Source organism: Brevibacillus formosus (assembly GCF_003013405.1).
GTDB lineage: Bacteria > Bacillota > Bacilli > Brevibacillales > Brevibacillaceae > Brevibacillus > Brevibacillus formosus.
In genome coordinates this window covers 21,572-33,925 of sequence record NZ_PXZL01000034.1, presented here as the reverse complement: position 1 = coordinate 33,925, position 12,354 = coordinate 21,572, and the positions used below count along the sequence as shown (strand labels likewise).

Genomic DNA, 12,354 nt, shown 5'->3' with positions numbered 1-12,354 from the left:
TCTTTATTTTGCTTTCTGTGCCCGATCCGAGCCATAATAGAGACAATACATACAGGATGTGATTACGCTTGCAGATCATTGTTTTTGACCTTGAAACGACACTGACTTATCAGAAAGACAAGATTCCGGAAATTATTGAGATCGGAGCGGCAAAAGTCGTACCCGGAAAAAATGGCGTGGAAGTCGACACATTTCAGCGCTATACCTTTCCAGCCATTGAGCGCCGAATCTCAGAGAGAACACGCAAGTTCATCGGTCTCGATAAAGAGAACATGCCAACCTTTATCCCGTTTCGCCGGGCATTTGCCGAATTTATGAAGTGGATTGGCAACGATTCTGAATACTACCTGTGCACTTGGGGGCAAGACGACAAGCGGCTGATGATCGAGCATTGTGCGCGATTTGGTTTGGACTTCAACTGGATGCGCAATTACAACGACATCCAGCCGCCAATTAGCTTGCTGTTGGCTGATCGCAAACAGATGAGCCTGAAAGAAGCGATCGACACGGCAGGGATCATCCAGGAGGGCAGGCTGCACTCTGCCTTGGTCGATGCCATCCACACGGCTCATTTGCTCATCAAATACAACAAGACGGTTCATCTGAAAGAAAACACGCCGGTGGAGAACTACAATTTGTCGAGCTCGTTGTACATTACGTGCCGGTCTTGCAAAAAAAGCAAATATTACACGGCTTTCGGGCGAAAAAGCAGAAGGTGCGAGGCTTGCCTGCAACATCGCAAGAAGTTGGAAAAAGCCGCAGAAGCAGCAACCGTCCAACAGAGCTAGCGGGAGAGAACGGAGGAGTGCGTAGATGATACGACAAGCACAATCAAATGACAAAGAGACAATCGTGACGATGATTGGCGAGGGCATGCTTTGGAGGACCGAAGAGATTGGTGATATCGTGGAAAAAGCTACGGTTTACATTTGGGAGGAAAACGATCAAATCCTCGGCTGCGGCACATATGATTTGAACTCCTCCGGCGAAGACGGGACAGCAGAAATATACGTCTATACACGACCTAACCATCGAAAGCGAGGAATCGGCTCACGGCTGTTCGATCAGCTTTGGCTAGAACTGCAGCAGCACGAGAAGAAGCCGACGGCAGTCATGGCTACCTATCGGGTAGATCACGGGCAGGGTGCCGATTTTTTTTCTAAGAGAGGCTTTGCTCCTATCTGGGGACATCATCTCATGAAATACACAGGAGAGATCGGGCCTGCACCGACACTTGACGTACGAAAATTCTCGGAGTCTGATATGGATATGTACATCCAATCGCAGAGTGATGCTTACTATGAGGTGCGCAAAGGCATCGATCTTCAGCCATACCGTTTGGCAGATTATCCTGAGAAAGCGATGAACGCGTGGAAAAACTGGCTCCTGAACGATATGAGAGAAGATATTTACTTATTCGAGCATGAGGGAGCATTCATAGGGTCTTTGATCATCACAGGACATGGCGAAGTTTACGATGTATTCGTAGATCCCGTGCATCAAGGCAAAGGCTACGGCAAAGAGCTTGTCCGCTTTTTTGTGAACCGGACGCTGGAGAAGGGCTTGCAGCCGTATCTCGTCACAGGCACCCATAACGAAACAGCGATTGCGTTGTACGAACGGACAGGCTTTCAAACGTTTCAGACGACCACGACAGCGAAGAGAGACTTCGCATGATTGCTCATAAAAAAATGCCGCCGGGATTAGACCCAAGCGGCATTTTTCGTTGTGACCGATAATCACTATACTCCGAGCAGGAGCAGGATAATGGACGTCAGACTAAAGCAAACACTGATCAAGCACAGGAAGGTGACGACCTGCTTCGGATTGAGTCCAGAACGCAGCAGGCGATAATGAACCTGGCTGGCATCTGCTTGGTAGATCGGCTTTCCTTGCAGGAAGCGTTTGGTCACCACAAACAGATTATCAAAAATCGGCACACCGAGTGCCAAAATCGGAATGAACAAGGAGAGAACGGTAGCCTGTTTAAAGGCACCATCCAACGCAATAACTGCCAAGATAAAGCCGAGGAAGGTCGCGCCTGCATCTCCCATGAAAATTTTGGCCGGCGGTTTGTTATACCGCAGATAAGCCAAGGCAACACCGATCAGACTGATCGCCATAATCGCAGATGTGCTTTGTCCTTTGACCAAAGCGACTACGAAGAGCGTGCCTGCGGAGATCGCAGAAAGCCCTCCAGCCAAGCCATCCATGCCATCCGAAAAATTGATGACCGTCGTTACCCCGAAAATCCACAGGATGGTCAGGATGAACTGCAACCATTGCGGGAGCAATATGTATTCGCCACTCAATGGATTGTAAAAGCCGGAAAAAGTAATACCCGACAGATAGACAATGACGGCGGCCGATACTTGGACGATCAGCTTGGGCAGGGCGGAAAAATCCTTGCCTTGCGTCTTGTACCAGTCATCAATGGTACCGATAATCAGCAGCAGTAGTGAGCCTGACAGAACAGCGATCGTTTGCCCGGTTGATTCTTTCGAGAAGAGCAAAAACGATGCAGCAAAGCCAACAAAAATAGCGTAGCTGGCTGTCAATGGGATAGGCTCCCGGTGAATTTTTCTTTCCACGTCTTTACGAGGCTTGTCCACAAAATCAAGGCGAAATGCCAATTTAGCCAGAGGCGGAATCAGCACCATAACGATACAAAACGACAGTAAAAACGAAAGAGCGTACGTTATCGTGACCATCTCCTACAGGTAGTGAGCTTTCTATATGCAAAGATACTCGCATACCATGTTGTTTGACAAGTCTATTATAGGAAGTATTCCAAATTTTGTCGACTCTTGCAATCACGTGAGGGTGAGGTACCAAAAAAAGTTGGTACTTATCTCCAGCAGATCCGATCCCTATAATCCTTCGTAGGAGGGATCCAGATGGAATACATGGCATTATGGTTTATCCTAGGAATCATTTTTTCCATAACACTCGCAGCGAAACAGATCAAGCCTTGGCTGAAATTTGTTATATTCGGTTACTACCTCGTGCTATCTTACCTATTTATATCACGTAAAGAACAGATATATAGTGAATATCATAAGGTGCCCGTGCCGGAGCAGTTCTGGGAAACCAACTCGGATTGGGTGGGACTCATGCTTGGCTTTTATTTTGTCCCATTTCTCCTCATCCTGCTGTTCATCTACTTTTGGCTGTTTCGAAATGCCAACGGTGTGAAGAAACGGTTTTTCATTTCTCTTACCATTGTACCCGCAGCGATCATCTATCTATGCTTGCTGTTTGTTTTCAGTATGTACGGATATCGACCTTAAAAACAATTCGGAGGCTCCTCGTTTTGGATACAAGAGCGGGCGATCCATCCAGCCAGTTGTATCAGTCGATGGGCTATCAAGAAGCAGGACGTATTCCGGGGCTTGCCCGATCGGCTGATGGCAGCCTGCATGATACCGTTCTTTACTTTATACATTGGAATAGTCGAACAAGCTACAAGCGGACGGTTAACAGGCGTCCGTTTTTCTGTTTAAATAGTATGAATAGCTTCCGATGCGAGGAGGTTATTTATGGAGGAAGCAGGTACCCGTCAGGATTTTGACCTGACGGATTTTTTGGTGAAAAAATACTGATTATTCAAACAAGTAGAAAGGGGCCATCATGAACAGGAAAATCTCGACGCTTTTTTTGCAAGGAACGCTACGGGCGAAGATTCTCACGCTTTTTCTCTGCTTGATCGCAATCCCGTTAAGCTTGCAAGGAATCATCACGTACAGCAAGTTTTCGGCTTCAACGGAATTGAGAACGGCTGAATACACGGAGCAGATTGTGGGCCAGATCAATCGCAACCTGGAGCGTAATATTCGGGAGATAAAGCGTTTATCACTCATGCCGCTCTACGATCCAGAAATCCTGTCCATTTTAAAAGAAATTCAGACAAATACGTCGGCTACTTCTGTCGGAACGCAAATTGGAATCCGTGAGACACGCAGAATCGTCGGAGAGTACAGCTTGACGATCGAAGACGTGGTTGCAGGCAGACGTTTTCCGGATGTCGTCGCACGAAGCGGCTATCGGTTGACACTCACGATCCTTCTGGCAAAGGCGTAGTGGCAGCAGATATTGAGGGGGAGGGCGCTTATGACATTCCGTATCGATGCCTGATCCCTCAGTCCGTCGACAACTTGCTTGCGGCGGGGCGTTGTATCTCTACGACACATGAGGCGCTGGCTACGACCAGGCTTACCCCGAGCTGTATGGCGACAGGGCAAGCAGCAGGTACAGCAGCGGCCATCGCGTTTCATGGCAAGACCATTCCGCGTTCGATTCACGTGGCGAAATTACAGGAACAATTGCGTCTAGCGGATGCCGTTCTCGAGTAAACCTTTTCATTTTGAAAGGAGATTGGCTCTATGAAAAAGTTGCGCGTTGTCATTTCAACACTGGCTATGGCGGCACTAGTAACAGGCATGGTTCCATTTGCGCAGGCGAGTACAGTAGCGGCGAAAAAAGCGTTACCCAAGCCCATTGCCAAAGTCGCCCTTGTCCCCCTCGATGATCGCCCAGTCAATACGTATTTTCCGCAAATGTCAGCACGGGCAGGCGGAGTGGAGCCGATTATGCCGGACGAAGACATACTCGGTCATTTTATAACTCCGGGCGATGGGGAAGAAATTGGCGATTGGCTTCAAGCTTCCCTGGGAGCGGTTGTTTGAAGTCTTTGTCGGGCCAGAAGTGAGGATAGAAAGGGAGTAAGCTTTTTAAAAATCCGGTCTATTTTTCGAGTCTGCACATATCATGTCTCTATCGCTATAAGAAGGTGACGAGGATGGAGACTCTACAATGGTTGTATGTGCAGTATGACTTGGAAATGTATGCGCGGGTAGTGGTGAGCGCGATTCTCGGTTTGTTCATCGGGTGGGATCGCTCGCACAGAAACAAGCCTGCCGGACTGAAAACGTATATGTACGTGTCCGTAGCCTGCACGCTCATCACACTCGTTTCCATTTACAGTACAAAGCTATACAGTGCGCCTGGCAACGGAACGATGATGGACCCGATGCGCTTGGCTGCGCAGATTGTTACAGGTCTTGGCTTTTTGGGAGCAGGCGTCATCTTAAAGGACGGCTTGAAAGTAAAAGGACTGACCTCCGCAGCCATGATCTTTTTCGCTGGAGGGATTGGCATAGGGATCGGAGCCGGATTTTACGGCATTGTGATATTCTCGGTCATCATCGCCTTTGTACTCGCCAGGATCAGTCAGCGTGTGGAGGATGTCCAGCACAAGCGGTTAGGAAAGTGAATCGTGGAGAAGCGGTGCAGGGCAAGTTCCTTAGCATCGCTTTTTTGTATGAAATGGGGCTGTAGTGTGGGAAGAAGCGAATTTCCAGTCTACGCTTCGGCCTACGCCCCGCAAGAAGTATGACTGTCCGCTTCGGAATAAATGGCGGGAGCGCTTCAAACGTAGAAGTTTCGAGGAAGAATTTCATAAGTGAAGCTTAAATTCCCCGCCATTTATTCCGAAGCTAGGTTGGGCTCCAGAGGCGCTTGGACTGGAAATTCGCTTCTTCTACGCAGCTTCTCGTTATTGTTTGAAAGCAAAACTTAGAAGGTGAATGCAGTACAATGATCTCAAGAACTTCTTCGTACAAACTTGCCAAACGCCAAAAGCACGAAATCATCAACAGCTGTTCCCGATGATATTCCTCTGACAAACGCGCGTTATGCTGGAAGAGCAATCAAAATCCAGAAAGGACGCGTGCGCGATGAGAGATGAAAGACTAGGAAAAATAGCAGACAACTTAATTTCTTACAGCATGGATGTGCAGGCCAAACAGCATATTATGATCATGGTCGTGGATGAAGGAGAACCGCTCGCAATGGAATTGGTGAAGCGACTGTATGCGAAGGGAGCGTATCCCCACCTGCGCTTTGTACGGCCCCAGGTCCAGCGGGAATGGTTGAAAGGGCTAACCGAAGAGCAGCTTGCCCAGACCGTTCAGTGGGAAAAGGACATGTGGTTTGGCATGCAGGGCTATATCGGAATTCATGGCGAAACGAATGACAGTGAGATGAAGGATGTTCCGCAGGAGAAGTACCGTCTGTATGCAGAAGCGTATGATTCCATATTCCATTATGTCGACAATCAGATTACGGGACTGCGCATTAACTACCCGACTTCGGCTCTGGCCCAAAAGGCCAACATGACGACAGAAGCATTTGAGGATTTTTATTTCAACGTATGTTCACTCGATTATCGGAAAATGGCCGAAGCGTGCCAGCCGTTGTACGACCTCATGGACAAAACAGACAAGGTGCGCATCGTCGGACCAGGGACAGACCTGACGTTTTCGATCAAAGGGATTGGGACGCGGACAGCGGTAGGCAAACGAAACATTCCCGATGGAGAAGTGTACACCTCTCCTGTGCGCGACTCGATTCACGGGACGATCAGCTACAATACGCCCAGCAATTTCAAAGGTACGACGTTTGAAAACGTCCGGTTTACTTTTCGGGAAGGAAAGATTGTCGAGGCGCACGCGAACCATGCGGACAAGCTAACAGAAATATTGGACACAGATGAAGGTGCACGCTACATCGGTGAATTCGCCATTGCGTTTAACCCGTACATTTTGCATCCGATGGGGGATACTTTGTTTGATGAAAAAATCGCTGGCAGCTTCCATCTTACACCGGGTCGTGCCTATGATCAGGCGGATAACGGCAACCGCAGCGCGATTCACTGGGACCTGATCTGCATTCAGCGCCCCGAATACGGTGGCGGCGAAATCTGGTTTGACGATGTACTCATTCGAAAAGACGGAAGGTTTGTGCATGAGGCGCTGCTGGGGCTGAATCCGGAGCAATTGATTTTGTAGGGGAGGGCGATAATGCCCTACGCCTGCGATCATCATGCCGATTCCTTTAAACAAAGCAGGAATATTCGGATAGATTCGAGAAGTACAATTGTCGAGATAATAGGAAAGAGAGAAACGAAGGAGTGGTTCACATGACTTTGCCTGTAAGTGAAAGAATTATTGGATTTGTAGGAACGGGTGTCATGGGGAAAAGCATGGCAAACCATTTTCTGCAAGCGGGATATACAGTGCTGGTATACACGCGTACAAAGGAAAAAGCGGCAGATTTGCTGGCAGCCGGTGCGATCTGGAAGGAGCATGTCAGTGAGCTGGCAAAAGAGGCAAACGTCATCATTACTATGGTCGGCTACCCATCTGATGTCGAGGAAGTGTATCTTAGCGCGGATGGAATTGTGGCCAATGCGAAGCCAGGCACTTATTTGATCGATATGACGACATCGAAACCGTCGCTGGCGAAACATATTTATGAGGAAGCCAAAAAGCACGAGCTGTATTCCCTGGATGCGCCTGTCTCCGGTGGAGATGTAGGGGCACGGGAAGCGCGACTGACCATCATGGTTGGCGGCGATCAGGAAGTATTTGATGCGATGGAGCCAGTGTTCACGATCATGGGGACCAACGTCGTCTTGCAGGGTGGACCAGGTGCAGGTCAGCATACCAAAATGTGCAACCAGATTTGCATTGCGACGAACATGATCGGTGTGTGCGAAGCGATCGCGTATGCGAAAAAAGCAGGTCTGGACCCGGAAAAAGTGCTGACGAGCATTGGAGCGGGTGCCGCAGGCAGCTGGTCGCTGTCGAATCTGGCGCCGCGTATGATCGCGGGCAACTTCGCTCCTGGCTTTTACGTCAAACATTTTATCAAGGACATGGGTATCGCATTGGAAGCAGCGGAGGAAATGGGGCTGATGACGCCAGGACTTGCACTCTCCAAATCGCTCTATGAAGAATTGGCAGCAAACGGCGAGGCAGATAGCGGTACGCAAGCTTTGATCAAATGGTTTGAAGGCAAAAAATAAAAGCAAAAAGAAAAGGAGCCCTTTTCAAGAGGGGCTCCTTCTTTATTTCCATCCGTCAGGTATTGACTTGTACATCTCGCACATCTTTTGGAACGGATCGGTTTTTGGACGGGGGTTGTTCCATTTTCTTCACTTCGAAGATGTCCAGCAAGAAAACAAAGGACGGAATCCCGACAATCAGTCCCCATACCCCAAAGAAATGCTCGGAAAAGATCAGAACGACAAATGTGTAAAAAATCGGCAAGTGAGTCTTCGTTGCCATCAAGCGAGGATTCAGCACATAGGCTTCAAGCGCGTGAATCACCATGATGAAAATGAGCAAATAGACGACAGTTGCGATACCACCGACGCTATAGGCGATGGCACTGAGCGGAATCAATGAAATAGCAACACCTGCAACCGGAATGAGTCCCAGGATGAAGACCATGATCGCGAGTCCCAATAGATTCGGAAAGCCCATGATCCATAGACCGATGACGGTGAAGGTCGTATTGAATAAAGCGATCAACAGCTGTGTTTCGATTACTTTGCCAAAGGTCAGGATGAATTTTTGGCTGAAGTAGGCGATTTCGTTGTACAGCCAGGATAATTTGCTCGTGCGAAATTGAGCGGTAAACGTAACGACATTGTCTTTTCCGAGCAGGAAAAACAGGCTCAAAATAATCGCTAGAAAGACATTGAACCCAATGTTTCTGATCACTGCGAGAAAATCAAGGCTGCCTTGTACGATGCCCTTCATATCGAGCTTCCCAACAACAGACATAAGATAAGGGGCAAACTCATTGTGCTGATTTTGGTGGTACACTTGCTCGATAACATGGAACAATTGTCCGGTTTGGTGAATAAGCGCCGGAATGGCTTTCATCCCACCCACAACGAGAAAGAATGTCAGCAGCATATAGAGAAAAATGAGAATCAGCTTGGGATGGATCGGCACGACTTTGTGAGTGAGCCGCGTGAGGTATTGGTGCAGCCGATTCATTAAATAAGTAACTAAAAAGGTAAGCAAAACCATGTTCAGCATACTTCCCAAGGAGTAAAGCAACAAACAAAACAACGCTAAAATCCCAAATCGTCTTACATCCGGCTTTTGCAAGGCGGCAGCAAAGAAATTCATGGGAACATCCTTTCCAAGTGCTCTTTTCAGCACTCCCATCCGTATACGATGATTATACTGCGTCGGTGTGAACAATTATAGCACGCTTAAAAGCGAGTGGACGGAAAGAAAAGGTTCCAGTTGCTTGAAAAGTGTAGCGAAACTATTTCACCCTACGAAGCGTCAAAGGAAGGGAACGTTGCCATAGGAGGCTAGTCACCAATGAACATAAAAACGAAAACCATGAGTTTGGTTACTGCGGTCATACTCGGGGCAAGTGCGTGGACTTCTTCTGTCCATGCTGCTACGTTTTCCCAGATTCAGCCGTATTTAACAGACTACAAGATCGGCTTTACGGATGGTAACAAGCTGGTTACTCAGGCGATTTATGATGAATTTCAGATAACTTCTTCAGGCATGATCGTTACAAAGGGCGGTAAAAAAGGAATTATCGACCCGCGAACCGGGAAGGAAATAACCCCTACAATTTGGGATAACATCGACATTCCCGATTCCAAAAATATCGCGATTGTTCAAAAAGGCGGCTGGTTTCAGTATATCGATTTGAAGACGCACAAGCTGTCGACCATGAAATTTGCTGGGGCGCATCCGTATTATTCGTCCGCAGAGCAAGGGACGGCAATTATGCTGCTGGGAAAATCATCGATGCTGCTCAATGGGGATGGCAAGGTCCTCGTTCCTCCATTTGCGGGCAAGCTGACGATGGTGCAACTCGTTGCTCCTGGTCAGACGGAAAATAAAGAGGCGGAGAAAAAGCGATATTTCGTCGCGACCACACCCAAAGAGCTTATCATGTACGATTCTGCTTCCGGCAAAAAGCTGTTTGCACTGGCAAAGACAGAACTGATTCCGAACGAAGGTGGTCCAGACACCGCGTATCTTAAGGTTCGATCTGGTGGAAAAGAAGGCTTGCTTGATCGCAATGGAAAGTACGTACTGGAGCCCAAATACAACGCGATTTATATATGGAATAATGGATACTTTCAGGTGATTGGGCCAAAAGGACAAGGGTTGTGGAAAGACGGACGGATGCTGGCAGAGCCCATATATAAAGAAGTGGGGATCGAAAACCAAAATCCGGATGTGTACTACACCGTAACTGGAGATGTAGCCACATATCATTCCGTTGCCAAAGGCACTGCACATCCATTCAAAAAAGGCGCCCAATTTTTACATGGGAGCTATGTACTGGGACAGGACCCTAAAACGAATCTGTACGGAGTCGCCCAGGTTGGAGGAGGAACGGTCATACCGTTCACTTATTCTTCGGTAGAAGGTCCGCCAGCTGCACGCTTGCTCGTCCGCAGCGACGGGAAAAAAGCAATCCTCCCTGGCTGGAATAAAGAAGTCAAAGAGCCTGATTTTTGGTTCGACTCGTATGTGACATTGGGCAGCTACAGCATGCTCAGCATTAAGGACGGAAACAAAATCGGACTTTATTCTGAAAATGAAGGCTTGGTTTTGGCTCCTGTCGAGAATCGAGTCATTCGCTATGAGGAAGCAACGGGGCGGGTGTTGGTGACTGAGCCGGATGGAAAAGTGCAGCGATACAACTTCAGCGGGAAACCACAAGAAGCTGGCAATCCAAAACCGTTGTCCGATGATTTGACGACAGAGTATCAGCCGGGAAAAGGCGTTATGATCGTGGACCGCAAGACAAAACAACCAATCAGCAAGCACTACCAATCTGTCTACTTGGGTTCCGATACCAAGCTGATCGTTGCAATGGATCGTGATTGGACCGATTTGTATACGCCAGAGGGCAAGCTGCTGACTACAGAGAACAAAGTCGGGATGTGGAAGGGTGGCAACGACAGATCGCCAATCACCTTGATCAAAGTGGCTGACTCCGTATACACCATGAGTGTAAGACCGGGTGTCGTGGGAATGTCAATGAGCAAGACCGATGGCGGGCAGCTTCAGGTCGTCAGCGAAGCTATTTATCGCGATATAACCGAAAGAATGCTACAAGATCACAAAATCGCGATAGCGGCACGTGCAGACGGCACCTTTGATATATGGGCACCAGAAGGAAATCAGCTCGTAAATAAGCTCACGGGCGTGAACGGTTATGTAGCAGAGGCCGATTTCAACAAGCTGCTCGTTCAAACGAGTGCAGGGTGGGACGTATACTCACCAGAGCTGCAGCGCTTGAGCACAGGGGATTATCAGTCCTTGAAGTTTTTGATTTTACCGGATCGCAAGCAGAGTGCCATCGTTTATCAGGATAAAAAGACGGGATTATTTGGACTGCTGTCTATGGATGGCAAGGTGCTGACCAGTGCCAAATTTGAGACGATTATGCCGGTTGACCAGTTATTTATGCAATTGTGGAGCACTTCTGCCAGCCAGCCTCCCTATGTGTTCACGACAAAAGACCAATTTGGCTATCTCGGGCATGGCGGGCAAGAGCTGTTTGCCACCCGATTCCTGACGAAAAAGCCAGTAGTCACCTATCGGCCGATCTCCTTCCAGTCATTTTCTGCCTACTCAGAGTTGATGCGACAACGCCCGCTTGAGCTGATCGATTTCGATAAACCGTATAGCTGGCCAGCTGGCGGCAACAGCGAGAGCCATTTTTTTGCCAATCTGGCGCTTTATTTGAATCTGCCGAAGGATGCAGGCAAGCAGGCGGTACTTTCAGAACTGGTGTCCAAGGGTATCATCAAAGCCGATGAGAATCGTTCTGTCATGAGCGACGAAGATATGTTCCGAGTGGCTTATTTCATGGCGACGGGCAAAACTAGTCAAGCGATGACGACGCCACAGGTATTGGAATGGGCACAGAAACGGGGAATTGTACCGTTTCGAGAGGGAATGAGCTACTACATGACGATGAATTTGTACGCGGAGTATCAGCACATCTTGATGACAGAGCTCATGCGTTCCCTGAAAGGAAAAAAAGTGCTCAAGCCAAAGGTGTTAACGACGGCTTCACTCAGTGACGCACAACAGCAAATGCTCACAACAGCACTAATCGTGAACGGCAAGCCGGCCAATCAACTACCAGTGCCGTTCCCACAAGCTGAGTGGCAAAAAGCCATTCAAGGCTTGGTCAACCAGTACAACAAGCAAGCAGCTCAATTGCTTGCGGCCTATGAAGCGAAGCTGTGAGTAGATCAACGTACAGGCGCGGGTGTTCATCCTTCGCCTTTTTCGTGCTATTAAAAAAACGGCCAATATTTTACAATTAACCAATAGAAGGCAGCGTGAACGCAAGCCGTGACGGCCAAGGACACAATGAACGAGACAAACGAAATCTGATCGAGCTTGTAAGCGACAAAGAAAAATATCGTAAAGGCAATAAAGGCGATAAACGTGCCTTCTTCCAAATAAGCAACTGCCATATTCATTCCACCTCGAGTTAAGA

The 12,354-nt window shown here is 48.3% G+C and carries 11 protein-coding genes and 2 pseudogenes; 10 read left to right on the top strand and 3 right to left on the bottom strand.

Features of this window, described 5'->3' with window-relative positions; translation table 11 throughout:
• Positions 1 to 68: 68 nt before the first annotated feature.
• Both C7R91_RS25585 and C7R91_RS25580 read left to right on the top strand, forming a co-directional pair.
• Positions 69 to 788 (top strand): 3'-5' exonuclease, encoded by a 720-nt coding sequence (locus tag C7R91_RS25585; protein ID WP_047074142.1) that lies wholly within the window; start codon positions 69 to 71, stop codon positions 786 to 788.
• A 25-nt stretch (positions 789 to 813) separates the two neighbouring features.
• Positions 814 to 1,677 carry a GNAT family N-acetyltransferase gene (locus C7R91_RS25580; RefSeq protein WP_047074140.1) on the top strand — a complete coding sequence of 288 codons (864 nt, stop codon included), beginning with the start codon at positions 814 to 816 and terminating at the stop codon, positions 1,675 to 1,677.
• A gap of 65 nt (positions 1,678 to 1,742) precedes the next feature.
• On the opposite strand, the gene C7R91_RS25575 is transcribed toward C7R91_RS25580, so the two are convergent.
• Positions 1,743 to 2,711 (bottom strand): MraY family glycosyltransferase, encoded by a 969-nt coding sequence (locus tag C7R91_RS25575; RefSeq protein WP_047074138.1) that lies wholly within the window; start codon positions 2,709 to 2,711, stop codon positions 1,743 to 1,745.
• Positions 2,712 to 2,897: 186 nt separating this feature from the next.
• Here C7R91_RS25575 and C7R91_RS25570 point away from each other — a divergent pair, with 186 nt between their 5' ends.
• From C7R91_RS25570 to C7R91_RS25540, 7 genes and pseudogenes are all read left to right on the top strand, one after another.
• Positions 2,898 to 3,290, top strand: a complete 393-nt coding sequence (locus C7R91_RS25570) for a hypothetical protein (protein WP_047074135.1) — start codon at positions 2,898 to 2,900, stop codon at positions 3,288 to 3,290.
• 8 nt (positions 3,291 to 3,298) lie between these two features.
• Positions 3,299 to 3,439 (top strand): annotated as a pseudogene (locus C7R91_RS25565) (GNAT family N-acetyltransferase); the annotation flags it as partial.
• 191 nt (positions 3,440 to 3,630) lie between these two features.
• Positions 3,631 to 4,352: pseudogene (locus C7R91_RS30005) on the top strand (FAD-dependent oxidoreductase).
• A 30-nt stretch (positions 4,353 to 4,382) separates the two neighbouring features.
• Positions 4,383 to 4,685 (top strand): DUF4127 family protein, encoded by a 303-nt coding sequence (locus tag C7R91_RS25555; RefSeq protein WP_047074132.1) that lies wholly within the window; start codon positions 4,383 to 4,385, stop codon positions 4,683 to 4,685.
• Between the two features lie 113 nt (positions 4,686 to 4,798).
• Positions 4,799 to 5,272, top strand: a complete 474-nt coding sequence (locus C7R91_RS25550; protein WP_047074130.1) for an MgtC/SapB family protein — start codon at positions 4,799 to 4,801, stop codon at positions 5,270 to 5,272.
• A 463-nt stretch (positions 5,273 to 5,735) separates the two neighbouring features.
• Positions 5,736 to 6,848 (top strand): aminopeptidase, encoded by a 1,113-nt coding sequence (locus C7R91_RS25545; protein WP_047074128.1) that lies wholly within the window; start codon positions 5,736 to 5,738, stop codon positions 6,846 to 6,848.
• 131 nt (positions 6,849 to 6,979) lie between these two features.
• Positions 6,980 to 7,867 carry an NAD(P)-dependent oxidoreductase gene (locus C7R91_RS25540; RefSeq protein WP_047074127.1) on the top strand — a complete coding sequence of 296 codons (888 nt, stop codon included), beginning with the start codon at positions 6,980 to 6,982 and terminating at the stop codon, positions 7,865 to 7,867.
• Between the two features lie 55 nt (positions 7,868 to 7,922).
• Here C7R91_RS25540 and C7R91_RS25535 read toward each other — a convergent pair whose 3' ends face one another.
• Positions 7,923 to 8,984: an AI-2E family transporter gene (locus C7R91_RS25535; protein WP_047074125.1), complete on the bottom strand. Its 1,062-nt coding sequence runs from the start codon at positions 8,982 to 8,984 to the stop codon at positions 7,923 to 7,925.
• A 201-nt stretch (positions 8,985 to 9,185) separates the two neighbouring features.
• Between C7R91_RS25535 and C7R91_RS25530 the strand changes: the two genes are divergently transcribed.
• Positions 9,186 to 12,098, top strand: a complete 2,913-nt coding sequence (locus C7R91_RS25530) for a WG repeat-containing protein (protein ID WP_047074123.1) — start codon at positions 9,186 to 9,188, stop codon at positions 12,096 to 12,098.
• A gap of 50 nt (positions 12,099 to 12,148) precedes the next feature.
• Here C7R91_RS25530 and C7R91_RS25525 read toward each other — a convergent pair whose 3' ends face one another.
• Positions 12,149 to 12,331, bottom strand: a complete 183-nt coding sequence (locus tag C7R91_RS25525) for a hypothetical protein (protein ID WP_047074121.1) — start codon at positions 12,329 to 12,331, stop codon at positions 12,149 to 12,151.
• Between the last annotated feature and the right edge of the window lie 23 nt (positions 12,332 to 12,354).

What these genes read in the sequence shown, in the direction of transcription:
- C7R91_RS25580 (WP_047074140.1), top strand. Translation starts at nt 814, where the DNA reads ATGATACGACAAGCACAATCAAATGACAAAGAGACAATCGTGACGATG.
- C7R91_RS25575 (WP_047074138.1), bottom strand. Translation starts at nt 2,711, where the DNA reads ATGGTCACGATAACGTACGCTCTTTCGTTTTTACTGTCGTTTTGTATC.
- C7R91_RS25570 (WP_047074135.1), top strand. Translation starts at nt 2,898, where the DNA reads ATGGAATACATGGCATTATGGTTTATCCTAGGAATCATTTTTTCCATA.
- C7R91_RS25555 (WP_047074132.1), top strand. Translation starts at nt 4,383, where the DNA reads ATGAAAAAGTTGCGCGTTGTCATTTCAACACTGGCTATGGCGGCACTA.
- C7R91_RS25550 (WP_047074130.1), top strand. Translation starts at nt 4,799, where the DNA reads ATGGAGACTCTACAATGGTTGTATGTGCAGTATGACTTGGAAATGTAT.
- C7R91_RS25545 (WP_047074128.1), top strand. Translation starts at nt 5,736, where the DNA reads ATGAGAGATGAAAGACTAGGAAAAATAGCAGACAACTTAATTTCTTAC.
- C7R91_RS25540 (WP_047074127.1), top strand. Translation starts at nt 6,980, where the DNA reads ATGACTTTGCCTGTAAGTGAAAGAATTATTGGATTTGTAGGAACGGGT.
- C7R91_RS25535 (WP_047074125.1), bottom strand. Translation starts at nt 8,984, where the DNA reads ATGAATTTCTTTGCTGCCGCCTTGCAAAAGCCGGATGTAAGACGATTT.
- C7R91_RS25530 (WP_047074123.1), top strand. Translation starts at nt 9,186, where the DNA reads ATGAACATAAAAACGAAAACCATGAGTTTGGTTACTGCGGTCATACTC.
- C7R91_RS25525 (WP_047074121.1), bottom strand. Translation starts at nt 12,331, where the DNA reads ATGGCAGTTGCTTATTTGGAAGAAGGCACGTTTATCGCCTTTATTGCC.